The following is a 26,908-nucleotide window of genomic DNA, read 5'->3' as shown; positions in this document are numbered from 1 at the left end:
GATCCCCTCAGCGAGACTTATTGCACCATGTGCAACGATCATTTCGCGGTGAGCAACGCGATTCGGCGATGTTAGGAGCGGCGTGTCCGTTTCGGCAAGGGTCTAGACCAGATCCGCCCAGGTGCGCACCGCCTCGGCCGACACCGGACCGCCCCAGCCGGACGGCCGGACGGCGCTGCCGACGTGGAACCCGGTGGCCCCCGCCGCCTTGAGCGGCGCCACCTGCTCGGCCCGCAGACCACCGCCCACCAGCACCCGCGGCCCGCCGGTCCCCTGCCGCGCGATCAGCTCGTGCAGCACCGGCAGGCCGTCCTCGACGCCCTCGGGGCTGCCGCTCGCGAGCACGGTGTCGCAGCCGAGCCCGGCGACGACCGACCACGCGGCCAGCGGGTCGGCCGAGTTGTCCAGGGCGCGGTGGAACGTCCACCGGCACCCGTCCAGCTCCGCGAGCACGGCCTCGCACGTCCGCACGTCGACCTCCCCCGCGTCGGTGAGGAACCCGAGCACGAACTCGGTCGCACCCAGTTCCCGCAGCGCCGCCGCGTCCCGGCGCAGCCCGTCGACGCTGCCGGGCCCGAAGCCCCCTGCGTCGCGGAGCATGACCCGGACCGGCAGGTCCGTCGCGGCGAGCACGCTCGTGAGCACCGACGGGGGTGGGGTGAGCCCGTCCGATGCCATGTCGGCTACCAGTTCCAACCGGTGTGCTCCACCGGCTTGCGCGGCTTCGGCGTCCGCCGCGTCCAGAGCGATGACTTCCAGCATGGTCTGGACCATAAGGCCTCGAAGCCCCTTCCCACCTCGATCACCCGTGCGCTCCGGCCCGTCACCCGCCCGGCGGCACCGACCGTCGGCCGTGTGCGCAGCGGAACCGATTCGGTGCGGGGAGTGAGCCAAATCAATTCCGGATGGGTGTATCTACTCAGGCCGACCACGCTCTTGTGCTGGTGACAGACCCTCAACGACCTGAGCGAGGAGGACTCGGATGACCGCCAATCCGCCTGGCGACACGCCCGAGAAGCCCGAGAACCAGTTGTCACCGGCCCCCTCGACGCCGGTGAACCCGAACGGCCAGCACCAGACGCACGACGACCCGGTGCCGACCGACTGACGAACCACGGGGGGAACGGGTGGTGAGTCGGTCGACTTCGAGGGGTGTCGATCGGGGAGACCGCCGCAGAGGAGCGGCCCGCGGCGTTTCGGGGGAGGCGCCGCGGGCCGCTTCGGCGATCATCGGAGCGGGTAGACCGACTACACCGGGAGGTGAGGACGTGGGTGAGCTGCGCACGACCGGCGAACACCCGCCGTGGGAAGGTTTGGCGGGCACGGACAGACACGCCGCCTGCGTGATCGCCGCCCGCACGGGCGATCGGAGGGCGCTGGACGTCCTCGTCGCCGAGCTCACCCCGCTGGTGTGGCACGTCGCCAGGGGGCACGGACTCGACCGCGCGACGGCCGAGGACGTGGTGCAGACGGTGTGGCTGGCGTTCCTGCGCCACATCGACCGCCTGCACGAACCGCGCGCACTGGTGGGGTGGCTCGTCGTCGCCACCCGCCGGGAGGCGCGGCGCACGTGGACGCCCGCCAAGCGGGAGACCGGGCTCACCGACGAGCTCGCCGACCACCTGGAGAGCACCCACGGGCTGCCTGAGGACGCCGCGCTCGTCGACGACCGGGACATCCGGTTGTGGCGGGCGTTCGGGCGTTTGTCGCAAAGGTGCCAGGAGCTGCTGCGGCTCACCGTCCTGGCGGGACGGGCCGAGTACCGCACGGTCGCCGAGGCGCTGGCCATCCCGCGCGGCAGTATCGGCCCCACCAGGGGGCGGTGCCTGACGACGCTGCGCACACATCTCGATGCGGAAGGAGGATCGCGGTGAACGACATCGACCCGCGCGATGACCCCAGGGGCTTCGAGGACACCGCCGTCCTCTCGGAGCTGACCCGACTGGTCTACGAGCTCGACCCGCCGCCCGCGGATCTCGTGGAGCGCGTCCAGTTCGCCATCGCCTTGGAGGACCTCGACGTCGAGGTGGCCAGGTGGGAGCGTGCGGGCTCGCTCGCGGGCGTCCGCGGCGGGCAGCCCGGAACCATCACGTTCACGGTGGACAACCTGACGCTGATGGTCAACTTCACCTCGACCGGGGCCAGACACCGGATAGACGGCTGGTTGGTGCCCGCGGGCGAGCACACGGTGGAGGTCAGGGTGGCCGAGCACGAGTCGTCCACGACGACGGCCGACGACGGGGGCCGGTTCGTGCTGTCCGACGTGCCCACCGGCACCACGCAGATCGTCGTGCACCTGGTCAACGCCCGAGGTGAACGCGGGCGCACGGTGGTGACACCCACGATCATGTTGTAGCCGCCGCCACCCTGCGCGGAGCGGTGCTGGACCATCCGAACGTGACCCGTTCGGACCAGGAGGACCAGCCGACCGCAACCCCACCGACCGCGTTCCGCGTGCTGCGATTGACAGGTGCCCCTCCTCCACGACGCGGACGTCACCGCCGCGACGTCCCGTGCGGGTGTCGAGTCCGCCACGGCTCTGCGCGGGCAGGGCTACCGGGCGGCGTCAGCGGGCCGCCCCGCTGACGCGGCGAAGCTGCTCAGAGCCGCTCTGCGAGAGCTGCCGATCGGGTCGGGGGACCCCGACGTGGTCGCTCTGCGCGTTCGGATCCTCATCACGCTGGCCTACGCGGAAGCCGAGACGGGCTCCGTCCCGGACGGCCTGGCGCACCTCGGTACCGCCCACGACCTGACGGCCGCGCTGCCGGACGGCAGCGGCCTGCGCGCCATCGTCCAGGACCAGCGGGCGCTGATCCTGCACCGCGCGGGCCGGACCGCCGAGGCCCTCGCGCTCTACGACGAGTCGGTGGCCCGGATGGAAGCCGCCGGTGTGGACGCCGCCGCGCTGTGCACGGCGCTGCTGAACCGCGGCCTCACCTCGATCGGGTTCGGGCGGCCGGAGGAGGCCGCCGCGGACGTCCGGCGAGCCATCGCGCTGGCCGAGGCCGACGGCCTCCCGCTGATCAAGGCCAAGGCGTGCAGCAACCTCGGCGACATCGCGCTGCTGACCGGGGACGTGCCCACCGCGCTGCGGCACTACGAGGACGCGGACCGCGCCCTGCGGACGCTGGCCCCCGACCTGGTGCCCCGGCTGAGGATCGACCAGGCGCGCGCGATGCTGACCGCCGGTCTGGCCGCGGAGGCCGCCCGGTACCTCGACGAAGCCCTCGCCCTGCTGCGGAGGCGCAGGGTCGGGCAGGACCTCGCCGAGGCGGAGCTGGCCCGTGCCGCCGCCGCGCTGCTGCTGGGCGACCACGAGGCCGCGGTGGAGTTCGCGGGCCAGGCCAGGAGGCGGTTCGCCCGGCGCGGGAGCGGGTCGTGGGCCGAGGTGGCCGCGCTGACGAGGCTGCGGGCGGAAGCGGCCCGCTCCGAGGTGGCGCCGAAGCGGTTCGAGCGGCTGGCCGACCGGCTGCTCGACGTCGGCCTGGTGGACGAGGCGGCGGTCGCCACGATGGCGGCGGTCAGGACGGCCGTGCGGCGCGGACTGCCCGTCGACCACCTCGCGGCCCGCGTCCCCGCGCTCACGCCCACCGCGCCGATCGACCACGTGATGCTGCTGCGGCTGTGCCGGGCGGAGGTGGCCGTCGCCTCGGGCGATCCGGGGTCGGCGCTGGTGCAGGCGCAGCTGGGACTGGCCGAACTGGGGCGGGTCCGCGACCGGGTGGGCGGCCTGGACCTGGTCTGCGGCACCGCGGTGCACGGCCGCGAGCTGGGCGAGCTGGCGGTGGGGCTGGTGCTGGCCACGGTGCCGCCGTCGCCGACGGAGACCTTCGAGTGGCTGGAGCGGACCAGGGCGCAGGTGTACCGGTACGAACCGCTGCCCGCCATCGACGACCCGGTCCTCCGGCGGCGGATGGCGGAGTCGCGGTCGCTGGGCCGGAGCCTCCAGCAGGCGCGGCTGGAGGGGCGACCGGTCCGCGAGCTGGAGGACCGGCTCGACTCGGTGCAGCAGGAGGTCACCCGGCTCGGCTGGCACACCAGCCCCTGGGGTCGGCCCCGGCCGGTCGCCAAGGTCCCCGACGTGACGTCGCGGCTCGGGGCGCGGGCGATGGTGAGCTTCGTCTGCGACGCCGGGGCCCTGTCGGCGGTGGCCCTGGTGGACGGCGGGGCCACCCTGCACGCCCTCGGTCCGGCCGCCGACGTCCTGGAGGCAACCCGGCAGCTGCACGCCGACCTGGACGTGCTCGCGCCCGACCACCTCGCGGGCGCGCTGGCGGAGACCGTGGCCGCCTCGGCCGCGCGCCGGGCCGCCGCGGTGGACGCCGTGCTGGTCCAGCCGCTCCTGCCGGTGCTGGGGAGCCGGGACCTGGTGGTCGTCCCCACCGGTGGCCTCTACGCCGTCCCCTGGGGAGTCCTGCCGTCGCTGCGGGGCCGGTCGGTCGTGGTCTCGCCGTCGGCCACGGCCTGGGTGAGCGCCGCGGAGGCGGTCCGGGGCGGACGGATGGTGCTGGTGGGCGGCCCCGACCTGCCCGAGGGGTCGACCGAGGTCGAGGAGCTGCGCGCGGTCTACCCGGACGCGGTGGTGCTGGAGGGCGGGGAGGCGACCGCGGACGCCGTGCTGGAGGCGTTGGACGGGGCGGGCTCCGCCCACATCGCCGCGCACGGCACCCACACCGCGGACAACGCCCTGTTCTCCCGCCTCGAACTGTTCGACGGGCCGCTGTTCGCCCACGAGGTGACGCGGCTGGAGCGCTGCCCTGGTCTGGTCGTGCTCGCGTCGTGCGAGCTGGCGCTGAGCCGCATCCAGCCGGGCGACGAGGCGCTGGGGTACGCCGGAGCGCTGCTGGCGGGCGGCTCGCACACCGTGGTGGCCGCGGTGAGCAAGGTCGGCGACCGGGCCGCGGCGGCGACCGTGTCCGCGTTCCACGCCGGGCTCGCGGCGGGCGCGCCCGCCCCGCTGGCGCTCGCGCGAGCCGTGGCGGCGGACCCGCTGCGGCGGCCGTTCGTGTGCTTCGGGTCCTGATCACGTTCGAAGGCCCCGAACCGGGAGCCGGTTCGGGGCCTTCGAGGTGGTGCGGTGGTGCGGTGGGGCTAGGACCTGATCAGAAGTCCATGCCGCCGGCGTCGGGCGCGGCCGGGGCCGCGTTCTTCTCCGGCTTGTCGGCCACGACGGCCTCGGTGGTGAGGAAGAGCGCCGCGATGGAGGCGGCGTTCTGGAGCGCGGAACGCGTCACCTTGGTCGGGTCCGGCACGCCGGCGGCGAGCAGGTCCTCGTAGACACCGGTCGCGGCGTTGAGGCCGTGGCCGATCGGGAGGCCCTTGACCTTCTCCACGACGACGCCGCCCTCAAGACCGGCGTTGACGGCGATCTGCTTCAGCGGAGCCTCGACGGCCACCTTGACGATGTTGGCGCCAGTGGCCTCGTCGCCGGTGAGCTGGAGGTTCTTGAAGACGGCCTCGGCGGCCTGGAGGAGGGCGACGCCACCACCGGCGACGATGCCCTCTTCGACGGCGGCCTTGGCGTTGCGCACCGCGTCCTCGATGCGGTGCTTGCGCTCCTTGAGCTCGACCTCGGTCGCGGCACCGGCCTTGATGACGGCGACGCCACCGGCCAGCTTCGCGAGGCGCTCCTGGAGCTTCTCGCGGTCGTAGTCCGAGTCGGACTTCTCGATCTCGGCGCGGATCTGGTTGACGCGGCCCTGGATCTGCTCGGCGTCACCCGAACCCTCGACGATGGTCGTCTCGTCCTTGGTCACGACGACCTTGCGGGCGCGGCCCAGCAGCGAGATGTCGGCGGTGTCGAGCTTGAGGCCGACGTCCTCGGTGATGACCTGGCCACCGGTGAGGGTGGCGATGTCCTGGAGGATCGCCTTGCGGCGGTCGCCGAAGCCCGGAGCCTTGACGGCGACGGACTTGAAGGTGCCGCGGATCTTGTTGACGACCAGGGTCGCCAGCGCCTCGCCCTCGACGTCCTCCGAGATGATGAGGAGCGGCTTGCCGCCCTGCATGACCTTCTCCAGCAGCGGGAGCAGGTCCTTCACCGAGGAGATCTTCGAGCCGTAGAGCAGGATGTAGGCGTCCTCGAGGACGGCTTCCTGGCGCTCCGGGTCGGTGACGAAGTAGGCCGAGGAGTAGCCCTTGTCGAAGCGCATGCCCTCGGTCAGTTCGAGCTCAAGGCCGAGGGCGTTGCTCTCCTCGACCGTGATGACGCCTTCCTTGCCGACCTTGTCCATCGCCTCGGCGATGAGCTCACCGATCGTCGAGTCGCCCGCGGAGATGGACGCCGTGGCGGCGATCTGCTCCTTGGTCTCGATCGTGGTGGCGGTCTTCAGCAGCTGCTCCGTGATGGCCTCGACGGCCTTCTCGATGCCGCGCTTCAGGCCGAGCGGGTTCGCACCGGCGGCCACGTTGCGCAGGCCCTCGCGCACGAGCGCCTGGGCCAGCACGGTGGCGGTGGTGGTGCCGTCGCCCGCGACGTCGTCGGTCTTCTTCGCAACTTCCTTGACGAGCTCGGCCCCGATCTTCTCCCAGGGGTCCTCGAGCTCGATCTCCTTGGCGATCGAGACGCCGTCGTTCGTGATCGTGGGGGCGCCCCACTTCTTCTCCAGAACGACGTTGCGACCCTTCGGGCCGAGCGTCACCTTGACGGCATCCGCGAGGATGTTCATGCCCCGCTCGAGGCCGCGCCGGGCTTCCTCGTCGAACGCGATCATCTTGGCCATTGCGGTGTGTTCCTCCGCCTTTTAAAGGATATGGGGCCACTGCGGGCGTGCGCCCACAGCGGAACACGGTGCTTGGCCAGGATGGTGCCCGCGACGGACGACCTGCCCCGGAGAACCGGAGCGAGCCTCACCGTCCTAGCCCGCGTGCTGGCACTCAGGTGGTCCGAGTGCCAGTTCGGTTTTAGCACTCGACAGGGTCGAGTGCAAGAAGTGCAGGTCAGGAGGTGGGCTTCACCGGCACACTCGTGGGCAGCGGCCTGCGGCTGCCCGGCGTCTCGCCGACCTGGATGGACTGGGTGGTCGACGTGGACCCCGGCGAGTCGCTCGGCGGCTCGTCGCTGGGCGACAGCAGGATCACCACGATCACGACGAGGGTGATAGCGATCACACCCACGATCACCGGCGCGAACCAGGTCGGCCGGGAACTGCTGGACGTGCTGCCGAACGCGCTGGTGCCCACCGGGGCGGGCGGGCGCAGCCGGACCGGCTCCTGGTTCGGGTGCTGCTGGAAGGACTGCTGCTGCGGGTACGCGGGCGGCCGGACCTGCTGCTGGGGCTGGGACTGGGGCTGCGGGGGCTGGTACTGCTGGACCGGTACTCCCCCGGAGTTCGGACCCACCACCGGCTGCTGCACCGGGATCGAGCCGGACGGCGGCTGCGAGCCGCCGGGCTGGCCCGCCGAGCCCTGGCGGCGCTCCGGCGGGTTGCCGGGCCGCTGGACCTGCGAGAGCGCGCCACGGGCCGCGTTGATCAGCTCCTGGCAGTTCGCGAACCGCTGGTTCGGGTCCTTCGCGGTGCCCTTGCGCAGCACGTCGTCGATCGCGGGCGGCAGCACCACCAGCGAGGTCAGCGGGGGGATCTCCTGGGCGAGGTGGCCCTGGATGACGTCCTGCACGCCGCCCTGGAACGGCGGCCTGCCGCTCAGGCACGCGTAGAGCATGCACGCGAGCGCGTAGGCGTCGGTGCGGCCGTCGACCGGCTCGCCGCGCAGGTGCTCCGGCGCCGCGTACGTCGGCGACCCGAGGAAGTCGCCGGTGCGGGTGCGGTGGCCGGTGGCCCCGCGCCTGGTCAGGCCGAAGTCCGCGAGGTACACGTGCTCCCGCACGGCCTCCTTGGTCGTGACCAGCACGTTCGCCGGTTTCACGTCCAGGTGCACGAGCCCCTTGCCGTGCAGCATGTCGAGCGCTTCGGCGACCTGGCCGAGCAGCGTCAGCGTGCGCGCGGGCGAGAGCGGCCCGTCCTTGATGTGGCTGGCGAGGTCCGAGCCGTCGACCAGCCGCATGGCGATGTAGAGCAGCCCGTCGACCTCGTCGAAGTCGTAGAGCGGCACGATGTTCGCGTGGTCGATCGCCGAGGTGTTGCGCGCCTCGTCCACGAACCGCTCGCGGAACTCGGCGTCGGCGGTCAGGTGTTCGCCGATGACCTTCAGCGCCACCTTCCGGCCGAGTCTCACGTCCGTGGCCCGGTAGGTCACGGACATGCCGCCCCGCCCGAGGACGCCGTCGATCCGGTAATGGCCTAGCCGTCGCCCGCTCAGGTCCTCCGACACGCGGGGAAGCCTAACGTCCGCCCCCGGCGGTCACGACGCGCGGCGCACTTCCGAGGCCTGACTGCGACCGTCCCTGCCTGCTTCGATCGTGAATTCGACCCGGTCGCCCTCGGCGAGCGTGCGGAACCCCTCCATCTGGATGGCGGAGTAGTGCACGAACACGTCAGGGCCTCCGTCTGTCGCGATGAAGCCGTAGCCCTTTTCCGAGTTGAACCACTTGACCGTGCCGATCGCCAAGACGTCCTCCTAAGCGCAAAAAACGCGAGGCAAACCGCAACGCTAGAAGAACAAGCAGTCGGCGTGTACCTCCTTACGGAGTCATGAACGTGAGCCGATCGCGCCGTGCAGCCACCCGCCGAGCTGCTGCGGGCTGCGGGTCTGGGTCAGCACCACGCCGGGGCCCGCGAAGTCGAACGCCAGGCCCTCGCCGGTGCGCATGGACTGGGCGCCGTCGGGCGCGAGCGCGCGCAGCCTGCACTGGAGCGACTCGCCGAAGCCGACGACGTGGCCGCCCGCGATGCTGACCAGCTCACCGGGGGCGAGCACCACGATGTCGAGGGTGCCGTAGCAGGTGAGCACGACCGGTCCGTGGCCGACGACGTAGGTGAGGAAACCGCCGTCGCCGCCCTGGAGCGCGCGCAGGGGCGGGGCGACCGGGTCCATCCCGACGGTGCCCGCCGACGCGAGCCAGCTCGTCTTGGCGACGCACCAGCCCGTGATGCCGTCCAGCTCCAGCACGTGCAGGTCGCCCGGCAGGGGCGGGGCCACGTCGACCCAGCCGCCCTCGGGCCCGGCGGTGCACCCGGCCGCGGTGACGCCCTTGCCCTGGGCCTTGAGCGGCGGGCCCGGCTTCGGCTCGTAGACGACCCCGTAGCTGCTCGCGACGAGCGAGGACCGCTCCACCAGCACCGGCTCGCCGGGGGCCAGAACCAGCCGCGCGACCCCGAAGGTGGGTGTGTGACGCGTGCGGACCTGCACCGTTCTCCCCCTAGTTCAACGCTGTGTCGGTGGCAGCAGTCTGACACGGGCCCGGCAGGATGGTCGTCGTGCCGAAACCACTCACGAGCGTCGCCGAGCACCAGGCCACCGTGTCCGGGCTGGTGGGGCTGATGCCGGTCCGCGCGACGCCCATCGCCGACTGCCTCGGGCTGGTGCTGGCGGAGGACCTGGTCGCGCCGATCCCGCTGCCCCCCTTCGACAACTCCGCCATGGACGGGTACGCGGTGCGCGCGGCGGACGTCGCGGCGGTGCCCGTGGTGCTGCCCGTCGCGCAGGACATCCCGGCCGGGAAGACCGACGTCGCACCGCTGGAGGCGGGCACGGCGCACCGGATCATGACCGGCGCGCCCGTGCCCGCGGGGGCCGACGCGGTGGTCCAGGTCGAGCACACCGACGGCGGCACGGACCGGGTGGAGCTGCGCTCGTCGGTCGCGGAGGGCACGAACATCCGCCGGGCCGCCGACGACGTGGCCCTCGGCGCCACCGTGCTGCGCGCGGGCCGCGTGCTCGGTCCGGCGCAGCTCGCGCTGGCGGGCGCGCTGGGCTTCGGCGAGCTGCCGGTGCGCAGGCGGCCGAGGGTGCTGGTGCTGTCGACCGGTTCCGAGCTGGTCGGGCCGGGACAACCGCTGCTGCCGGGTCAGATCCACGAGTCGAACGGCCTGATGCTGGCGGCCGGGGTGCGCGAGGCGGGCGGCGAGGCCGAGCTGCTGAGGTTCGTGCCGGACGACGTGGCGGCGTTCCACGCGGCCATCGAGCCGCACCTGGCGGACGTGGACCTGGTGCTGACGTCCGGCGGGGTGAGCGCGGGCGCGTACGAGGTGGTCAAGGACGCCTTCACCGGTCGGGGCGTGGAGTTCCTGAGGGTCGCGATGCAGCCGGGCGGACCGCAGGGCGCGGGCCGCTACCGGGGTGTGGCGGTCGCGACGCTGCCCGGCAACCCGGTGAGCGCGCAGGTGTCGTTCGAGGTGTTCGTGCGGCCCGCGCTGCTGGCGTCCATGGGTTTCCCGGTGGTCGAGCGGCGCTCGGCCCGCGCCCGGATCAGCACCGCGATCACCTCGCCGCCCGGCCGCACGCAGTTCCGGCGGGGCGCGTACGACGCGGACTCCGGCGAGGTCGTGACGCCGGTCGGCGGGCCGGGCTCGCACCTGCTGTCGGCGCTGGCCGTCGCGAACTGCCTGATCGAGGTGCCGCAGGACGTGACCGAGCTGGCCGCGGGCGACCTCGTGACGATCCGCTACCTGGACTGACCCCCGGCCCGCGCCCGCTGTGACCGAACGCTCACCCGCCGCCGTTGATCACGGCGTGTGACCCGCATTACAGTGCGGGAACGTGACGTGCGGCCCCAGTGGCACGCCCAACCGCAGCGGTCACCCTCCAGCAGGCCGTCCGGCCGGTCCGCGCGTTCAGTCGGGGGACGCGCGGGCGGGCCGGACGACCGTTTTGGGCGCTTGGCGTAGCGTGTGGCCGGCCCAAGCACAGCCCGACCACGGAAGAGCAACGGATTCCCCACGAAATGAACTCCGACCGCGATCAGCACAGTGGTGGCGTTTCCCACTTCATCGAACTCGCTCGGGGCATCGTGCCCCCCATGCACCCCGCAGGCCGCCCGTTCGTCGCGGGCGCCGCGGTCGCCAGTTTCCTGCTCCGGCGGTTCTCCAAGCGCGCAGGCGTGCTCGGTTTCCTCGTCACGGCCTGGGTCGCCTGGTTCTTCCGTGAGCCCAAGCGGGTCCTGCCGACCCGGCCGAACATCGCGGTCGCGCCCGCCGACGGCACCGTCTCGCACGTCGTCGAGGTGGCCCCGCCCGCCGAGCTGGGTCTCGGCACCGAGCCGATGATCCGGATCAGCGTGTTCCTGTCCGTCTTCGACGTGCACGTCCAGCGGATCCCCGCGGCGGGCGAGGTGCGCCGGGTGTCCTACCACGCGGGCAAGTTCCTCTCCGCGGACCTGGACAAGGCCAGCGAGGTCAACGAGCGCAACACCGTGGTGCTGCGCACGCTCGGCGGCCACGACCTGGTCGTCGTGCAGATCGCGGGCCTGGTGGCCCGCCGCATCGTGTGCCACGTCGCCGAGGGCGAGAAGGTCGAGGCCGGTCAGACCTACGGCCTGATCAGGTTCGGCTCGCGCGTCGACCTGTACGTCCCGCGCGGCAGCCGTCCGCTGGTCGAGGCGGGCATGCGCACCATCGGCGGCGAGACCGTGCTCGCCGAGCTCCCGGAGGACTGATCCTTGGCACCCAGCACGCCGGGCATCCGGCTGCTCCCCAACGCCATCACCGTGCTCGCGATGAGCGCGGGCCTGTCGGCGGTGCAGTTCGCGATCGTCGGCATGTGGGGGGCGGCGGTCGGCGCGATCGCCGCCGCGGCCCTGCTCGACGGCCTCGACGGCCGGATCGCGCGGATGCTGGACGCCACCAGCAAGATGGGCGCCGAACTGGACTCGCTGGCCGACGCCATCTCGTTCGGCGTCGCGCCCGCGCTCGTCATCTACATCTGGCAGTTCGAGGGCGACCGGGGCGGCTGGGTCGTCGCGCTGGTCTTCGCGGTGTGCATGGTGCTCCGGCTGGCGCGCTTCAACACGCTGCTGGACGTCGACCAGCCGCCGTACGCCAAGGAGTTCTTCGTCGGCGTGCCCGCGCCCGCGGGCGGACTGCTGCTGCTGCTGCCGCTGATCCTGGAGGAGCAGATCGGCCGCCCCGGCTGGTGGTCCTCGGTGCCCGTCGTGGTCGTGTGGACGGTCGCCGTGGCGCTGCTGCTCGTCAGCCGCATCCCCACGCTGTCGGTGAAGTCGATCAAGGTGCCGCCGCGCGCGGTGGCGCCGCTGCTGGTGATGGTGGCCCTGCTGGGGGCCGCGATCATCACCTACCCGCTGGCGGCGCTGATCGCGGCGATGGTCTTCTACCTGGGCCACCTGCCGTACTCCGTGCGGCGCTACCTGTGGCTGGCCAAGCACCCCGAGGCGTGGGAGGTGCCCGCCGCGGACCGCAGGGCGATCCGGCGGGCGCACGGCGTCGCCAACCGCCGCCTCGGGCTGCACCAGCCGCTGCGCGGCCGGGTGGCCGGTGCGGCGCTGCGGGTGGCCCGGCTGCCCCGGCGCAACGGCGTCGACCCGACGAGGTACGCGGTGGACACCGGTCCCCGGCGCCGGAACTGGCGCAAGCTGGGCCTGCGGCGCAACCAGCCGCCGAAGGACCCCGGCCAGGACTAGTGCGAACACCCGGAAGCGCGGGTCCCTCCCCGGAGGGGCCCGCGCTTCCGCCTCACACCGGTCAGGAACTCGGGGCCTCGGGTCGGCCCGGCCGGGGGTCGGCGCACCGGTCGTGGGTGCCCGCGGCGGAGCGGGCGGGGTTGCCGCACGGCGCGCGAACTCGTCGAGGAGGCTCGCCGGTCGGCTGACCCGGTCCCTGCCTGCCCGGCAGCCACGGCGCGTGCCGTCGTCGGACCGGCGGGAGCACCGGCTGGACCCGATCCGACGGGGCGCCGCGGGCGCCAGGTCGCTTCGCCCACCGGTTCCCGCCGGCAGGGCGTCGACGTTCTCGGCGCGTGACCACGGGCACACCACCGGGCCGCCTCACGACCTCCGCCCGCCGAAGGACCCGCGCCGCGCGGCGACCGGCACTAGGCTCGTGGCGTGATCACGCTGACCGCTCGGCTGACCCCGTCCGCACTGGACACACGACGCGGTGTCGTCCGGCTGCACCCCGAGGTGCTCGACGCCCTCGGCCTGCGCGCGTGGGACGCGGTGAAGCTGACCGGTGCGCGGGTGAGCGCGGCGCTCGCCGCCGCGGGCGACGGGCCGCCAGGAGTGGTGCTCGTGGACGACGTGGCGCTGTCGAACCTGGGGGTCGTCGAGGGCTCCGAGATCGTCGTGGCGCCGGTGGACGTGGCGGCGGCTCGGTCGGTGACCGTGTCCGGCTCGCGGCTGGCCACGACGTCGCTCACGCCCGAGACGCTGCGGATGGCGCTGACCGGCAAGGTGCTGACGGTCGGCGACGCCGTGTCGCTGCTGCCGCAGGACCTCGCGCCGCCGCCCGGCACGGACGTCGGCTCGACCCGCAGCAAGCTGTCGAACGCGATCGGCATGACGTGGACCAACGAGCTGCTCACGATCACCGCGACCGACCCGTCGGGCCCGGTGGCCGTGCAGCCGTCCAGCGTGGTCGGTTGGCGGGACGGCGCGCGGACCGGCGACGCGCGGCCGGTCGTCGCCGAGAACGCGCTGGTGCAGGTCGCGGTGACGGGTCGCGCGGTCGCGTCGACGTCGACCTACGTGCCGCCCGCGGAGGTCTCGTTCGTGCCGCCGGTCACCGACCTGGTCGGCCAGCGGGACGCGGCGAAGCGGCTCGCCGAGTGGCTGGACCTGGCGTTCCTGCGGCCGGACCTGCTGGCGAGGCTCGGTGCGTCACCGAGGCTGGCCGCGCTGGTCAGCGGTCCGGAGGGCGTCGGGAAGGCCACGCTGGTGCGGTCCGTGGCGCACAGCGTGGACGCCGAGGTCGTCGAGCTGGCCGCGCCGAGCATCGCGGTGCTGGAGTCGAACGCGACCGCGCAGCGGCTGACCGACGCCGTGGCCGCCGCGTCGGCGAAGGACCGCCCGGTCGTGCTGCTGCTGACCGACGTGGACGCGCTGCTGCCCGCCTCGTCCCCGCCGCCGGTCGCCACGGTGGTGCTGGACGTGCTCCGCTCCGCCGTGCGCACCAAGGGGTTGGCGCTGGTCGTCACGACCGCGCACCCCGAGGCCGTCGACCCTCGGCTGCGCGTGCCGGAGCTGGTGGACCGCGAGCTGACGCTGGCGCTGCCGGACGGCCGCTGCCGCACCGAGCTGCTGCGGATGCTGATGCGGGACGTGCCGATGGAGTCCGACGTGGACCTCGGCGTCATCGCCGACCGCACACCGGGTTTCGTCGTCGCGGACCTCGTCGCGCTGCGCCGCGACGCCGCCGTGCGGTCCGCGCTGCGGCAGCGCGACCACGACGAACCCCGTGTGGCGCAACAGGACCTGATCGGCGCGCTCGACACCGTGCGCCCGGTCTCGATGTCCACTTCGGACACGCTGCAAACCGGCGGGCTGACGCTGGACGACGTCGGCGACATGACCGAGGTCAAGCAGGCGCTGACCGAGGCGGCGCTGTGGCCGTTGCAGTACCCCGATTCCTTCGCCCGCCTGGGTGTCGAGCCGCCGCGCGGCCTGCTGCTGTACGGGCCTCCCGGCTGCGGCAAGACGTTCCTGATCCGGGCGCTCGCGGGCAGCGGCAAGCTCAACGTGCTGTCGGTCAAGGGCGCCGAGCTGATGGACAAGTTCGTCGGCGAGTCCGAGCGGGCCGTGCGGGAGCTGTTCCGGCGCGCGGCCGAGGCGGCGCCCGCGATGGTGTTCCTGGACGAGGTGGACGCGCTGGCGCCCCGGCGGGGCCAGTCGTCGGACTCCGGGGTGGCGGACCGGGTGGTGGCCGCGCTGCTGACCGAACTCGACGGCGTGGAGCCGTTGCGCGACGTCATCGTGCTGGGTGCGACGAACCGCCCGGAGCTGGTGGACCCCGCGCTGCTGCGGCCGGGCCGGTTGGAGCGCATGGTCTACGTGCCGCCGCCGGACGGCGAGGCGCGCGGCGCGATCCTGCGCGCGACCTCGCGCAACACCCCGCTGGCCGACGACGTCGACCTGGACGAGCTGGCCGAGTCGCTGGACGGCTACTCGGCGGCGGACTGCGCGGCGCTGATCCGCGAGGCCGCGCTGACCGCGATGCGCGAGTCGCTGGAGGCGGCCGTCGTGACGGCGGAGCACCTGGCCACCGCGCGCAAGGCCGTGCGACCGTCGCTGGACCCGGCGCAGTTGGCCGCGCTGGCCGCCTACGCCGAGTCCCGCGAGCGGTGAGGCCCTACTTCTTCGTGGACTGCAAACCCTTGTAGTCGTTCGTGACGATCACGATGATCCCGTCGTGCGCGCCCTGGATCCCGTCGAACCGGGCTTCCACCCGCGCCTGCATGACGGTGGCGAGGGCTTTCGCCGACTCCTCCTCGTCCGTGCCGGGGCGGTAGTAGACGGTCGTCGTCGGGATCTGGCCCTGGGAGTAGTTGCCGGTGTCGGCGACGTCCCATCCGGACCGCTCGACGTCGTCGGCCGCCTGCGCCGCGAGGCCGGAGATGGTGCTGTTGTTGTAGACCCGCACCGGCGGCTTCGCGACGGTCGGCTGGCCGTCCGGCGGCGGCGTCGCGGCGCCGCTCTGCGCGGGCGCGCTGGTCGCGGGCGGCGGGGTGTCCGTCGTCGTGGTCGGCGCGGGTGTGCTCGCGGGGGGCTGCTCCGTCGAGGCGGGCGGTGTCGCGGAGGGCGACTCGGACGCGGTCCCGCTCGTGGGCGGCTGGCTGGACGGACCCGTCGCGGTCCGGTCGCCGTCTCCTCCGCCGCTGAACAGCGTGAAGACACCGATCACGAGCGCCACCAGAGCAACGCCGATCAGCGCGAACCCCGCGGCGCGGGCCGGGTGCGACGTGCTGGGGGAATCGGGAGAACTCATCGGTGCTCGACACCATTCGGCTCGAAACCGAAGCGGCGCGCCGAACGGGCGCGCAGCCGGACCGTGCGAAGTTTGCGAAGACGTTTCACGAGCATCGGATCGGCCGCGAAGGCCTCCTCCTTGTCGATCAGGCCGTTGAGCAACTGGTAGTACCGGGTCGCGGACATGTCGAACAGCTCTTTCACGGCCTGTTCCTTGGCGCCCGCGTACTTCCACCACTGGCGTTCGAAGGCAAGGATCTCGCGCTCCCTGCCGTTCAAGCCGTCGGCAGGACCCTCTGCCGGCGGCGGTGCCCCTGCGGCGTCCATCAGGCTCCTCGCCTCACGGGCCGGGGTACCTGCGGATGCGGGCATCCGTCCCGTGTGATTCCCAAGGGTCAATTACATCACGTGATCGTGATCGGGGTCGCTTCCGCAGTCGGCGCGTCCGAACTGACACGCCGATTAAGCTCGTCGACATGGCTGTACACCACATCCGGATCGCCGGTGACCCGGTTCTGCACAACCCGACGAAGCCGGTTGAGGTCTTCGACGACGAGCTGCGCACGCTCATCGACGACATGTTCGAGACCATGGCGGCGGCGCACGGCGTGGGCCTGGCGGCCAACCAGATCGGCGTGGACCTGCGCCTGTTCGTCTACGACTGCCCGGACGACCAGGGCGTCCGCCACCGCGGTGTCGTGGTGAACCCGGTGCTGGAGACGAGTGCGGTCCCGGAGGGCATGCCCGACCCGGACGACGACTTCGAGGGCTGCCTGTCCGCGCCGGGCGAGTCGTACCCGACGGGCCGCGCGGACTGGGCGAAGGTCACCGGCCAGGACGGCCACGGCAACCCGGTGGAGGCGGAGGGCACGGGCTTCTTCGCCAGGTGCCTCCAGCACGAGACCGACCACCTCGACGGCTACCTGTACCTGGACCGCCTGGTGGGCAGGTACAAGCGCGAGTCGAAGCGCATGCTGCGCGCCAACAGGTGGGGCGTCCCAGGCCTCTCGTGGGACCCGGCGACTTCGGAAGACCCGTTCGCGGACGACGAGGACTAGCCCTTCCACCACACGGCGCGGTGGCACGACGCGGTAGCGCGAGCCGGGCGTCGCGGCGGCGGCACGACGCGGTAGCGGCGCAAGCCGGGGCGTCACGGCAGCGGCAGCGGCAGCCGACAAGCCGGGGCGCCGCGGCAGCGGCGGCACGACGCGGAAACGGCGCAAGCCGGGGCGTCGCGGAGGCAGCGGCGGCAACGGCGGCGTTGACGTTGGCACAACGAAACCCGAGCCAGCGGCAGCGAAAGCGCCGACAACGCGGACGACCCGACCGGCGGAGGGCACTTCCCCTCCCTGCCCCCGATCCCCAGCGCCTTCGTGCCCGACCCCCGTTTGTCAAGGCATCTTTCCCGCCTTGACAAACGGGGGTCGGGCATCGAAACAATCGCGCAGCGGGGGCGCACCAGCCACCCACAACCACCTACGCCCCTGAACCCGACCCCGACCCGACCCCGCCCCACCACCCGCCGGCCTTCGCGGCGTAGATGGCCGCGCACCCCGGCACCCGCATCCGCCCGGCGGCGATCAGCGCCTCGCCCCCGTCGAACCGCTCGAAGTGCTGGAACCGCTCGAAGTGCTCACGGAGCACGCACTTCGAGCAGGAGCCCGCGGAACCCCGCTCGACGCGGTCAGCGCTCGAAAAACGACTTGCCACCCCCGGCCACCATGGAGGACGTGCTGGACAACCTGGCCGCCCTCGTCGCGGCGTCGTTCCTGATCGCGCTGTCCCCCGGCCCCGGCACGGCGCTGGTGCTGCGGCAGTCGGTCCGCGGACGCCGCGGCGCGCTGGCCACGGTCGCGGGCATGGAGGTGGCCGTGGCCTGCTGGGCCGTGGCGGCGGCCCTCGGCGTGTCGGTCCTGCTGACGGCCTCCGAGGTGGCCTTCCACACGCTCAGGATCATCGGCGCGGTCTTCCTGGTCCACCTGGGCGTGAAGGCCCTGCTGTCGGCCGGCGGGCGCACCCCGCCCACCACCGAGGAGCCGACGACCAGGGCGTTCCGCTCGGGCCTGATCGTCAACCTGGCGAACCCCAAGCTCGGCGTCTTCGCGATCTCGTTCCTGCCCCAGTTCGTCCCGGCCGACGGGGCGGGCAAGGGCGTGCTGCTGCTGTTCGCCCTGGTCTGGGTGCTGGTCGACACGCTCTGGTACCTGGTGGTGGTCAGCGTCCTGCACCGCCTCCGCACGTGGCTGTCCCGGCCGCGGGTGCGCCGCACCCTGGAGACCGCCTCGGGTGGCGTCCTGGTGGTCCTCGGCGCCAGGCTGGTCCTCACGCCTCGCTGGTGACCTGCTCCACCGGTGACGGCGCACGGGGTCCGCGCGGGTGGTCGAGCCGGACCTGGTGGTCGCCCCTGGCGTCCTCGTCGCGCCGCCAGTAGATCTCCGGCAGCCCCACCAGCCGCTCGTGGGTGGCGCACGCGGCCAGGTCCTCGTACTGGCCCGCGAGGACCTGCGCCCGCAGCCGCTGCACCTGCCCGGCGGTCGCCAGCTCCCCCACCAGCAGGAACGGGATCAGCAGCCGCCAGGTGGCCGCGACCACGTCGCGGCTGCGGTGCGGGGCGCGCAGGACGGCGCGGGCGACCCGGAGCGCGTGCTCGGACGGCGTGATGCGGCCCGACGACGAGTGGTCCCACGACCACCGGGCGGCCTCGGCCATCGAGCACCGGAGGCAGTCCACCGGCCCGGTGGCGGGCTCGGCGTCGCAGGCGGAGCACCTGACCAGGGTCATCGCCCAGTCGGTGCACGTCCACGAGTACCGCCCGACCTCGTCCTCCAGGACCAGTTCGGCCAGTTCGCGTTCGCCCGCACCCCCCTCGCTGAGCTGCTCGGCCGCCAGCAGCGCCTGCCAGTCCGGCAGCCAGACCTGGTCGACCAGTTCCACGCAGAACCGGCACTCGGGGTACCCGCGCCCAGCCAGGTCGCCGCACGACGGGCACGCCGAAACGGCCGCGGGTCGTTCACCGCGCCGCGCGCCGGGTGGGAACGGCTGGTGATCAGCCACGCGGAGAAAGGTACGCGCAAAAGAGCGCCGGCGCGCCGGCTGATGCCGATCAGTTGTAGCCGGCGCACCGAAACCCTGGCTATGGTCGGTCGGACAACTCAACACACGCGGGAGCTCGCGCCGGAAGCGGGCTGAGAGGGTGGTTGTGCCGAGGGGCACGGTGCCACCGACCGCTCGAACCTGACCGGGTAATGCCGGCGTAGGGAGGAAATGTCGTGACGGCACTTGACGACCGCTCGGTCCGACCATCAGTCACCACCGGCCCGATCTCGGGCTCCCGCAAGGTCTACCGCGACGCGGGCGACGGCGTGCGGGTCCCCTTCCGCAGGGTGGAACTGACCAACGGCGAGCACGTCGACCTGTACGACACTTCTGGTCCGTATACCGACTCCAACGCGACCATCGACGTCCACAGTGGACTTCCGAAGCTCAGGGCGGACTGGATCGCCGCCCGCGAGCCGGTGAACGGGGCGGTGACCCAGCTGGCGTACGCCAAGGCCGGGATCACGACCCCCGAGGTGGAGTACATCGCGGTCCGCGAGAACCTGGACCCCGAGTTCGTCCGGTCCGAGGTGGCGCTCGGGAGGGCGGTCATCCCGCTCAACCGCAAGCACCCCGAGGCCGAGCCGATGATCATCGGCAAGAAGTTCCTGGTCAAGATCAACGCGAACATCGGCAACTCCGCCGTGTCGTCGTCGATCGAGGACGAGGTCGACAAGATGGTGTGGGCCACCCGCTGGGGCGCCGACACGATCATGGACCTGTCGACCGGCAAGCGGATCCACGAGACCCGCGAGTGGATCATGCGGAACTCGCCGGTGCCGGTCGGCACCGTGCCCATCTACCAGGCGCTGGAGAAGGTCGACAGCGATCCGGCGAAGCTCACGTGGGAGCTGTACCGCGACACCGTGATCGAGCAGGCGGAGCAGGGCGTCGACTACATGACGGTGCACGCGGGCGTGCTGCTGCGGTACGTGCCGATGACGGCGAAGCGCGTGACGGGCATCGTGTCGCGCGGCGGGTCGATCATGGCCGCCTGGTGCCTCGCGCACCACCGGGAGAGCTTCCTCTACACGCACTTCGAGGAGCTGTGCGAGATCCTGCGCGCCTACGACATCACGTTCTCCCTGGGTGACGGCCTGCGGCCGGGCTCGATCGCCGACGCCAACGACGAGGCCCAGTTCGCCGAGCTGCGCACGCTCGGCGAGCTGACGCACGTCGCCCGCGCGCACGACGTGCAGGTGATGATCGAGGGCCCCGGCCACGTGCCGATGCACAAGATCGCGGAGAACGTGCGGCTGGAGGAGGAGTGGTGCGGCGAGGCGCCGTTCTACACCCTCGGACCGCTGGCCACGGACATCGCGCCCGCGTACGACCACATCACCTCCGCCATCGGCGCGGCGCAGATCGGCTGGCTGGGCACGGCGATGCTCTGCTACGTCACGCCGAAGGAGCACCTGGGCCTGCCGAACCGGGACGACGTCAAGACGGGCGTGATCACGTACAAGATCGCGGCGCACTCGGCCGACCTGGCCAAGGGCCACCCCGGCGTGCAGGACTGGGACGACGCCCTGTCCAAGGCGCGGTTCGAGTTCCGCTGGGAGGACCAGTTCAACCTGTCGCTCGACCCGGACACGGCCCGCTCGTTCCACGACGAGACGCTGCCAGCGGCCCCGGCGAAGACGGCGCACTTCTGCTCGATGTGCGGGCCGAAGTTCTGCTCCATGAAGATCACCCAGGACGTGCGGAAGTACGCCGAGGAGCACGGCCTGTCCACCGTGGAGGCGATCGAGGCGGGCATGGAGGAGAAGTCCGCCGAGTTCGGCGACCACGGGAACAAGGTGTACCTGCCGGTCGTGGAGACTTCCTGACGTGAACAACGAGACTCCACCGAGGGTCCTCACCATCGCCGGGTCCGACTCCGGCGGTGGTGCGGGGCTTCAGGCCGACCTCCGGACGCTGTTCGCCTGCGGCGTGCACGGCACGACCGCGGTCACCGCGATCACCGTGCAGAACTCGCTCGGCGTCACGGGCTTCGTCGAGATCCCGCCGGAGGTGGTGGCCGCGCAGATCGTCGCGGTGGTCACCGACATCGGGGTGGGCGCGGCGAAGACCGGGATGCTCGCAGGCGCCGGGATCATCGAGGCCGTCGCGCAGGCGTGCGACCAGGTCCACATCGGACGCTCGGGCGACGTCCCGTTCGTCGTGGACCCGGTGGCCGCGTCGATGCACGGCGACCAGCTGCTGACCGACCAGGCGCTGGAGGCGGTGCGGACGCTGCTGTTCCCGAGGGCGACGCTGGTGACGCCGAACCTGGACGAGGTGCGGCTGATCACCGGCATCGCCGTGGAGAACAGGGCCCAGCAGCGCGACGCCGCGAAGGCCCTGTTCGACCTGGGGCCGCAGTGGGTGCTGGTGAAGGGCGGGCACATGTGGTCCGACCCGGAGTGCCTCGACCTGCTGTTCGACGGCGAGGACTTCCTCGAACTGCCCGGTCCCCGCTACGACACCAAGCACACGCACGGCAGCGGCGACACGCTCGCGTCGTCGATCAGCTCCCGGCTCGCGCGCGGCGAGGACGTGCCGACGGCCGTGCGGTTCGGCAAGGACTTCGTGGTCCGCTCGGTGGCCGCGTCGTACGCGCTGGGTGCCGGGGTCGGGCCCGTGTCACCGCTGTGGAGGCTGGAGCGGCCCTGACGGCGCCGCGGCCGGGACCCGTCCCGGCCGCGGCGACCGGGCCCGCTCCGGCGGACGGGTCCGGCCCAACCGGAGCGGGCCCCGCGCGTCTCAGCAGATGTGCACCGGTACTCGCAGGACGCCCACTTCGCCGAGATCATCCTCAAGCAGCCCCTGGTCGTCCTGGCGCTGGTGCTCGGGTGCGCCACGGCGGGCGCGGCGGCCCTGGTCCTGGCGGGGTGGCGCGGCTGGCGGAGGGTGCCCGCCGTGCTGGCGGGCTGCGGCCTGGCCGTGGCGCTCGCGGTCACGCTCGCGCGGCCGGAGCTGGCGCTGTACTCCCTGTTCGACCCGATCCACTTCCCCTGCGTGCTGAACGACTTCTCGCTGGCCGACTCGATGGCCAGGCTGAACTTCCTGATGCTCGCGCCGTTCGCGTTCTTCGGCACCCTCGCGACCCGGCGGCCGGTGCCGGTGCTGGTGGCGAGCGCCGCGGTCAGCGGCTTCGCGGAGCTGTTCCAGACCGTCACCAGCGTGGGCTCGTGCGAGGCGCAGGACTTCTACAACAACGTGGTCGGCGCGGCGTGCGCCGTGGCGCTGGCCTGGCTGGTGAACCGGCTGGTCGGCGGCCGGGGCCCCGCTCCCGTCGCCGGGCACGGGTCCTCGGCGGGCTAGCGGTTCTCCTCCGCCACGATCTCCTCCAGCGCACCCAGCGCGGCGATCAGCGCGGCCTGGTGCTCCGGCGACAGCATCTCCATCCGGCGGCGCAGCTCCGTCATCCTGGCCGACCGGACCCCGGACACCATCTCCTCGCCCTCGGGCGTGGGGGTGGCCAGCCAGGCCCGCCCGTCCTGCGGGTCGGGCTCGCGCCGCACGTACCCGGCCTCCACGAGCGCCGCGACGATCCGCGACAGCGTGGGCGGGGCGACGCCCTCCTTCTGAGCCAGGTCGCCCAGCCGCATCGGACCGCAGCGGGCCAGCGTGGCGAGCGCGGACACCGCACCGGGGCCCAGGCCGGGCGAGCCCGTGCGGCGCAGCAGTCTGGACAACCTGCCGATGGTGAGGAAGAGGCGCGCGGTGGCGTCTTCGACCTCATCGGCCTTCGGGGCCGTCACGGCATGTCCTCCTCGGTGCGGCGTGGTGGAAGCGTTCAGCATCCATCATGCCGCTTCCGCCCACCAACCCCGGCGGGTGATCAGCCGTCGACCGCCGGGCTGGACGCCTGCGCCCAGAACCGCTGCGGGATCCGACCCGCCAACCGGGCCAGCCTGCCGCCTTCCACACCCGCGCGCATGGCCGCCGCCATCCGCTCCGGGTCGCGGGCCCTGGTCACGGCCGTGGCCAAGAGCACAGCCGAGCACCCCAGTTCCATCGCCAGGGCCGCGTCCGACGCGGTGCCCACACCCGCGTCCAGGACGACCGGCACCGTCGCGCGGGACACGATCAGCTCGATGTTGTGCGGGTTGCGGATGCCCAGCCCCGTCCCGATCGGCGAGCCGAGCGGCATGACGGTGGCGCAGCCGACGTCCTGGAGGCGCTGGGCCAGCACGGGGTCGTCGTTGGTGTAGGGCAGGACCACGAAACCGTCGTCCACCAACGCCTCGGCGGCGGCCAGCAGCTCGAACGGGTCCGGCAGCAGGGTCTTCTCGTCCGCCACGACCTCCAGCTTCACCCAGTTCGTCTCCAGCGCCTCCCGCGCGAGCCTGGCCGTCAGCACGGCCTCCGCCGCGCCCCGGCAGCCCGCGGTGTTGGGCAGTGTCGCGATCCCCAGCCGCCGCAGCAGCTCCAGCACACCGGTGCCGCCACCGGCGTCCATCCGGCGCATCGCGACGGTGGTCAGCTCGGTGCCCGACGCGACGAGCGCGCGCTCCAGCACGGACAGGTTCGCCGCGCCCCCGGTCCCCATGACGAGCCGGGACCCGAACTCCCGGCCTGCGATGATCAGCGGGTCGTCCACGTCATCCTCCCTGGACAGCGGTGAGCACCTCGACCGTGCCGCCCTCGGGCACGACCGTCCGCCGCCACTCCGCCCGCGGCACGACCTCGCCGTCCACGGCGACCGCGACCCCCTTCTCGGGGGCGCCGAGCAGCTCCAGCACAGCCCCGACGGTCGCCCCGTCCGGCAGGTCGCGCAGTTCGCCGTTGACCCGAGCCTTCACCGGGTTCCTCCTTCGCGCAGCAGGTCCAGCACCTTCTCGGCGGTCACCGGGGCGAGCAGCAGCCCGTTGCGGTGGTGGCCGGTCGCGGCCAGCACACCGGGTTCCAGCCACCCGATCACCGGCATGTTGTCCGGGCTGCCCGCGCGGAACCCCGCGGCGGACTCGACCAGCTCGTACTCGGCGATGCCGGGCAGCACGACCTCCGCGTCGCGCAGCAGGTCGCGCACCCCGCCGACGGTGACGGCCGGGTCGAACCCCGCCTCGTACTGGGTCGCGCCCACGACGAGGCCGTTCTCCTTCGGCACCAGGTAGACCGGGCGGCCCTCGACGTGCGCGCGCACGGTCCTCGTCGGTGGCGGCAGCGCTCCGCGCCGGGCGGCGAGCCGCAGGATCTCGCCCTTCACCGGGCGGATCACCGGTGCCAGCGCGGGGTGCAGGTCGCCGCTCCACGCGCCGGCCGCGATCACCACCACATCGCCATCCACAGTGGACAGCGAGGCTCGGCGCGGCTCGACCTCGACCCCTTCGGCGGCGCACGCCCCGCGCAGCGCGGCCAGCAGCGCCCGGTTGTCCAGCGCGAGGTCCCCCGGCACGGACAGCCCGCCGCGCACCCTCGGCCCCAGACCGGGTTCCAGCGCGCGCAGCTCGCGGCCGGTCAGCCGGTCGGCCTCCCGACCGAGGCCGCGGAGGTGCTCGCCGAGCACGTCCAGCACGCCCACGTCCGCGGAATCCAGTGCCACGGCGAGCGTTCCCTCCGTGCGCAGCCCCACGTCGCCCAGCTCGCGCGCGAACTCCGGCCACAGCGCCAACGACCGGGAGCCCAGTTCCAGCAGGTCCTCCTCGCCGGGCCACGACTCCGTGACCGGCGCCAGCATCCCGCCCGCGACCCACGAGCCCGCGGCGCGGCACCCGTCGTCGAAGACCGTGACGGCACAACCGCTCGCGGCCACCCGCCAGGCGACGGACAGGCCGATGACACCGCCACCGAGGACGGACACCCGTGGAACCAAGGCACTCACGCTCCCTGCGCCGGCATGACCCGGATCAGGTTCGACGGTCGGAGCGCACCACGCTCCCTCTCAGCCCGGTACATCCCAGGCTCCCGTGCGGACCGCCTCCACCGTAGCGCACGAATCGTTGCCGCGGTTAACGTCCTGACCGTGCCAGGACTCGACGGACCCCAGATCAGGCAGCGGCTCGCCGCCGCGAAGCTCTACCTCTGCACCGACGCGCGGACCGACCGGGGCGACCTCGCCGCCTTCGCCGACGCCGCGCTCGCGGGCGGCGTGGACGTCGTCCAGCTGCGCGACAAGGGCCTGGAGGCCAAGCAGGAGATCGCCGCGCTGGAGGTGCTCGCCGAGGCGTGCGCGCGGCACGGCGCCCTGCTGTCGGTCAACGACCGGGCGGACGTGGCGGCGGCGGTCGACGCGGACGTGCTGCACCTCGGGCAGGACGACCTGCCGGTCCGCGCGGCGCGGAGGCTGCTCGGCGACGGCGTGGCGATCGGGAGGTCGACGCACGACGCGGAGCAGGTGCGGGCGGCGGCCGTCGAACCCGGCGTCGACTACTTCTGCACCGGTCCGTGCTGGCCGACGCCGACCAAGCCCGGCCGCCCGGCGCCGGGACTGGACCTCGTGCGGGCGACCGCCGCGGACCTGCCGGAGCGCCCGTGGTTCGCGATCGGCGGGATCGACCCGGCCAACGTGGGCGAGGTGCTCGACGCGGGCGCGACGCGGATCGTCGTCGTCCGGGCGATCACGGCGGCCGACGACCCGGAGGCGGCGGCCCGAGCGCTGCGGTCCCGGCTCGGCTGAGGGCGGGCGCCGACGTGGAAACGCCCCCCGTCCCGGCGCAGGGAGCCGGAGCGGGGGGCGTTTCAGCGGGGTCGACGTCGAGGGGGCAGGGAGTCGGTTCGACGTCGGGAGCGGTCAGCCCCTGGTGAGGCTCAACCCGTAGGCCGACAGGATCTCGCCGACCGGCTGGAAGTAGGTCGTGCCGCCGGAGGAGCAGTTGCCCGAACCGCCGGAGGTCACGCCCTGGGCCTGGCTGAAGTTGGTGCCCGCGACCCACGAGCCGCCGGAGTCACCGGGCTCCGCGCAGGCGTTGGTCCTGGTCAGGCCCGACACCGTGCCCTGCGGGTAGTTCACGGTCGCGTTCTTCTGCTGCACCGTGCCGCAGCGCCAGCCGGTCGTGGAACCCGAGCGGCAGATCGACGCGCCGACGGCGGCGGACGTGGAGCCCGTCACGGTGACGTTCGAGCCGTTGTAGCGGTTGACCCACGGGCGGGAGGTCCAGTTGCTGTTCGTCGCGACCCAGGCGTAGTCGTTGCCGGGGAACGACGAGCCGCGGAACGTGCCCTGGGCGACCCGGTTGAAGCCGGTGGTGGCGTTGCCAACGCGACCGCAGTGGCCCGCGGTCACGAAGCCGCCGGACACCGCGAAGCCGACCGAGCAGCGACCGCCGCCGATGTAGTACGCGTCACCGCCGCGCGTGTCGTAGAGCGGCGTGGGCGTGTCCGTGGTCTCCGCGACGGTGACCGCGGGGCTGATGCCGCGGGCCGTGGCCAGGAAGGCCTCGGCCGCCGCGTCCCGCTTGTCGCGGTTGACCTCGACGACCACCGTGTTCGACGCGTCGTCGACGCGCCAGCTCGTGATCGAGGCCGGTGCCGACAGCGTGTCGAGCGCGGCCTTGGTGCCCGCGAGCTGCTGCTGCGAGAACCGGACCACGCGGACGTCCGCGCCGAGGGCGCGGGCGGTGTCGGACTTGGCGGAGTCGGTCGTGCCGACGGTGAGCTTGCCCGACACCGAGTCGATCCAGGCGCCCGCGAACTGGTCGCCCAGGGCGTCCTTCACCTTGGTTTCGAGCTGTCCCGAATTGGCGTCGTTGGCCAGTCGGGTGCGTGCCTGGTCGGCGTTCAGGCCGAGGTCCCGCTGGACCGCTTGGAGCAACTCGGGCGAGTAGCTCTCCGTGTCGGCGGGACTTGCCACGTTCACCGCAGCGGGACCGGCGATGGCCGGTACGCTGAGGGCAATCGCCGCGCCGGCTGCCAGCAGGGCAACTCCGGTCAGGCGGGCCGCACTCGTGCGGATCATTAGACGTCTCCCTCATCTTCGGGTGCAGGGAACCCGTGAGCTGGTTGCAGGGACCGCTCACGGGGGCCTTTAGGGGGACGGGTGGTGGGGCGGCGGCAGGGGTCGCCCCACCCTCCTCCTACTTCTTCCATCCCGTCCTCGGTGCCAAGCCCGATCGGATGAGGGTCGAGAACAGA

At 72.9% G+C, this 26,908-nt stretch carries 28 protein-coding genes and 1 riboswitch; of the genes, 14 read left to right on the top strand and 14 right to left on the bottom strand.

The genetic code is table 11. The annotated features are described in order from the left end of the window. Nucleotides 1–102: 102 nt before the first annotated feature. The gene (locus tag AC156L_RS40280; RefSeq protein WP_330878209.1) at nucleotides 103–762 is read right to left on the bottom strand and encodes a copper homeostasis protein CutC; all 660 of its coding nucleotides are present in this window, start codon (nucleotides 760–762) and stop codon (nucleotides 103–105) included. 220 nt (nucleotides 763–982) lie between these two features. Here AC156L_RS40280 and AC156L_RS40275 point away from each other — a divergent pair, with 220 nt between their 5' ends. The 4 genes from AC156L_RS40275 (at nucleotide 983) to AC156L_RS40260 (ending at nucleotide 5,023) form a co-directional block, all read left to right on the top strand. Beyond that, a complete protein-coding gene (locus AC156L_RS40275; protein WP_330878210.1) occupies nucleotides 983–1,108 on the top strand; it encodes a hypothetical protein in 126 nt (41 codons plus the stop codon). A 160-nt stretch (nucleotides 1,109–1,268) separates the two neighbouring features. Next, nucleotides 1,269–1,874, top strand: a complete 606-nt coding sequence (locus tag AC156L_RS40270; protein ID WP_330878211.1) for an RNA polymerase sigma factor — start codon at nucleotides 1,269–1,271, stop codon at nucleotides 1,872–1,874. Nucleotides 1,875–1,933: 59 nt separating this feature from the next. Then, complete coding sequence (locus AC156L_RS40265) at nucleotides 1,934–2,356, top strand: carboxypeptidase regulatory-like domain-containing protein (RefSeq protein ID WP_414719990.1); 423 nt, start codon at nucleotides 1,934–1,936, stop codon at nucleotides 2,354–2,356. A gap of 114 nt (nucleotides 2,357–2,470) precedes the next feature. Next, entirely contained in the window at nucleotides 2,471–5,023 is a 2,553-nt protein-coding gene (locus AC156L_RS40260) for a CHAT domain-containing protein (protein ID WP_330878213.1), read from the top strand. 79 nt (nucleotides 5,024–5,102) lie between these two features. Here AC156L_RS40260 and groL read toward each other — a convergent pair whose 3' ends face one another. From groL to AC156L_RS40240, 4 genes are all read right to left on the bottom strand, one after another. Further along, nucleotides 5,103–6,722, bottom strand: a complete 1,620-nt coding sequence (gene groL / locus AC156L_RS40255) for a chaperonin GroEL (protein WP_259624382.1) — start codon at nucleotides 6,720–6,722, stop codon at nucleotides 5,103–5,105. Between the two features lie 217 nt (nucleotides 6,723–6,939). Further along, nucleotides 6,940–8,271, bottom strand: a complete 1,332-nt coding sequence (locus AC156L_RS40250; protein ID WP_330878214.1) for a serine/threonine protein kinase — start codon at nucleotides 8,269–8,271, stop codon at nucleotides 6,940–6,942. 30 nt (nucleotides 8,272–8,301) lie between these two features. Beyond that, nucleotides 8,302–8,508 (bottom strand): cold-shock protein, encoded by a 207-nt coding sequence (locus AC156L_RS40245; protein WP_106185402.1) that lies wholly within the window; start codon nucleotides 8,506–8,508, stop codon nucleotides 8,302–8,304. Nucleotides 8,509–8,589: 81 nt separating this feature from the next. Next, complete coding sequence (locus AC156L_RS40240; RefSeq protein WP_330878215.1) at nucleotides 8,590–9,249, bottom strand: AIM24 family protein; 660 nt, start codon at nucleotides 9,247–9,249, stop codon at nucleotides 8,590–8,592. A gap of 59 nt (nucleotides 9,250–9,308) precedes the next feature. On the opposite strand from AC156L_RS40240, the gene moeA reads away from it, so the two are divergent. From moeA to AC156L_RS40220, 4 genes are all read left to right on the top strand, one after another. Next, the gene (gene moeA / locus AC156L_RS40235) at nucleotides 9,309–10,517 is read left to right on the top strand and encodes a molybdopterin molybdotransferase MoeA (protein ID WP_330878216.1); all 1,209 of its coding nucleotides are present in this window, start codon (nucleotides 9,309–9,311) and stop codon (nucleotides 10,515–10,517) included. Nucleotides 10,518–10,783: 266 nt separating this feature from the next. Then, entirely contained in the window at nucleotides 10,784–11,494 is a 711-nt protein-coding gene (locus AC156L_RS40230) for a phosphatidylserine decarboxylase (protein WP_330878217.1), read from the top strand. Between the two features lie 3 nt (nucleotides 11,495–11,497). Then, entirely contained in the window at nucleotides 11,498–12,475 is a 978-nt protein-coding gene (gene pssA / locus AC156L_RS40225; RefSeq protein WP_330878218.1) for a CDP-diacylglycerol--serine O-phosphatidyltransferase, read from the top strand. A 423-nt stretch (nucleotides 12,476–12,898) separates the two neighbouring features. Beyond that, on the top strand, nucleotides 12,899–15,133 hold the full coding sequence (locus AC156L_RS40220) for an AAA family ATPase (RefSeq protein WP_330878219.1): 2,235 nt from the start codon (nucleotides 12,899–12,901) through the stop codon (nucleotides 15,131–15,133). A gap of 4 nt (nucleotides 15,134–15,137) precedes the next feature. On the opposite strand, the gene AC156L_RS40215 is transcribed toward AC156L_RS40220, so the two are convergent. After that, on the bottom strand, nucleotides 15,138–15,773 hold the full coding sequence (locus AC156L_RS40215) for a LytR C-terminal domain-containing protein (protein ID WP_330878220.1): 636 nt from the start codon (nucleotides 15,771–15,773) through the stop codon (nucleotides 15,138–15,140). Beyond that, nucleotides 15,770–16,081: a DUF3263 domain-containing protein gene (locus AC156L_RS40210; protein WP_330878221.1), complete on the bottom strand. Its 312-nt coding sequence runs from the start codon at nucleotides 16,079–16,081 to the stop codon at nucleotides 15,770–15,772. The genes AC156L_RS40215 and AC156L_RS40210 overlap by 4 nt, the downstream gene beginning before the upstream one ends. A gap of 149 nt (nucleotides 16,082–16,230) precedes the next feature. Here AC156L_RS40210 and AC156L_RS40205 point away from each other — a divergent pair, with 149 nt between their 5' ends. Continuing rightward, complete coding sequence (locus tag AC156L_RS40205; protein ID WP_330878222.1) at nucleotides 16,231–16,812, top strand: peptide deformylase; 582 nt, start codon at nucleotides 16,231–16,233, stop codon at nucleotides 16,810–16,812. Nucleotides 16,813–17,230: 418 nt separating this feature from the next. Here the strand turns inward: AC156L_RS40205 and AC156L_RS40200 are convergent, their stop codons facing one another. Next, nucleotides 17,231–17,464, bottom strand: coding sequence for a hypothetical protein (locus AC156L_RS40200; RefSeq protein WP_330878223.1), 234 nt, complete (start codon nucleotides 17,462–17,464; stop codon nucleotides 17,231–17,233). Nucleotides 17,465–17,484: 20 nt separating this feature from the next. Between AC156L_RS40200 and AC156L_RS40195 the strand changes: the two genes are divergently transcribed. Further along, on the top strand, nucleotides 17,485–18,093 hold the full coding sequence (locus tag AC156L_RS40195) for a LysE family translocator (RefSeq protein WP_330878224.1): 609 nt from the start codon (nucleotides 17,485–17,487) through the stop codon (nucleotides 18,091–18,093). Here AC156L_RS40195 and AC156L_RS40190 read toward each other — a convergent pair. Next, nucleotides 18,077–18,808, bottom strand: a complete 732-nt coding sequence (locus tag AC156L_RS40190) for a hypothetical protein (RefSeq protein WP_330878225.1) — start codon at nucleotides 18,806–18,808, stop codon at nucleotides 18,077–18,079. The two genes, AC156L_RS40195 and AC156L_RS40190, sit on opposite strands and share 17 nt — an antisense overlap. A 215-nt stretch (nucleotides 18,809–19,023) precedes the next feature. Here AC156L_RS40190 and thiC point away from each other — a divergent pair, with 215 nt between their 5' ends. The 3 genes from thiC to AC156L_RS40175 all read left to right on the top strand — a co-directional run bounded on the left by thiC (nucleotide 19,024) and on the right by AC156L_RS40175 (nucleotide 22,156). Next, a complete protein-coding gene (gene thiC, locus AC156L_RS40185) occupies nucleotides 19,024–20,679 on the top strand; it encodes a phosphomethylpyrimidine synthase ThiC (protein ID WP_330878226.1) in 1,656 nt (551 codons plus the stop codon). A gap of 1 nt (nucleotide 20,680) precedes the next feature. Further along, on the top strand, nucleotides 20,681–21,505 hold the full coding sequence (gene thiD, locus AC156L_RS40180; RefSeq protein WP_330878227.1) for a bifunctional hydroxymethylpyrimidine kinase/phosphomethylpyrimidine kinase: 825 nt from the start codon (nucleotides 20,681–20,683) through the stop codon (nucleotides 21,503–21,505). Between the two features lie 99 nt (nucleotides 21,506–21,604). Then, on the top strand, nucleotides 21,605–22,156 hold the full coding sequence (locus AC156L_RS40175; RefSeq protein WP_330878228.1) for a VanZ family protein: 552 nt from the start codon (nucleotides 21,605–21,607) through the stop codon (nucleotides 22,154–22,156). Here AC156L_RS40175 and AC156L_RS40170 read toward each other — a convergent pair. The 4 genes from AC156L_RS40170 to thiO all read right to left on the bottom strand — a co-directional run bounded on the left by AC156L_RS40170 (nucleotide 22,153) and on the right by thiO (nucleotide 24,638). Next, nucleotides 22,153–22,596 carry a MarR family winged helix-turn-helix transcriptional regulator gene (locus tag AC156L_RS40170; RefSeq protein WP_330878229.1) on the bottom strand — a complete coding sequence of 148 codons (444 nt, stop codon included), beginning with the start codon at nucleotides 22,594–22,596 and terminating at the stop codon, nucleotides 22,153–22,155. The two genes, AC156L_RS40175 and AC156L_RS40170, sit on opposite strands and share 4 nt — an antisense overlap. A gap of 80 nt (nucleotides 22,597–22,676) precedes the next feature. Next, nucleotides 22,677–23,438: a thiazole synthase gene (gene thiG / locus AC156L_RS40165; RefSeq protein WP_330878230.1), complete on the bottom strand. Its 762-nt coding sequence runs from the start codon at nucleotides 23,436–23,438 to the stop codon at nucleotides 22,677–22,679. A 1-nt stretch (nucleotide 23,439) separates the two neighbouring features. Next, entirely contained in the window at nucleotides 23,440–23,640 is a 201-nt protein-coding gene (gene thiS, locus AC156L_RS40160; RefSeq protein ID WP_330878231.1) for a sulfur carrier protein ThiS, read from the bottom strand. After that, complete coding sequence (gene thiO / locus AC156L_RS40155) at nucleotides 23,637–24,638, bottom strand: glycine oxidase ThiO (protein ID WP_330878232.1); 1,002 nt, start codon at nucleotides 24,636–24,638, stop codon at nucleotides 23,637–23,639. Before thiO ends, thiS begins: the two co-directional genes overlap by 4 nt. 6 nt (nucleotides 24,639–24,644) lie before the next feature. After that, a riboswitch (TPP riboswitch) is annotated at nucleotides 24,645–24,756 on the bottom strand. Nucleotides 24,757–24,800: 44 nt separating this feature from the next. On the opposite strand from thiO, the gene thiE reads away from it, so the two are divergent. After that, nucleotides 24,801–25,454 (top strand): thiamine phosphate synthase, encoded by a 654-nt coding sequence (gene thiE / locus AC156L_RS40150; RefSeq protein WP_330878233.1) that lies wholly within the window; start codon nucleotides 24,801–24,803, stop codon nucleotides 25,452–25,454. 114 nt (nucleotides 25,455–25,568) lie between these two features. Here the strand turns inward: thiE and AC156L_RS40145 are convergent, their stop codons facing one another. Then, nucleotides 25,569–26,627 (bottom strand): S1 family peptidase, encoded by a 1,059-nt coding sequence (locus AC156L_RS40145; protein ID WP_330878234.1) that lies wholly within the window; start codon nucleotides 26,625–26,627, stop codon nucleotides 25,569–25,571. Nucleotides 26,628–26,908 lie beyond the last annotated feature (281 nt).

Source organism: Umezawaea sp. (genome assembly GCF_057122925.1).
This window is presented reverse-complemented; position numbering and strand designations above follow the sequence as displayed.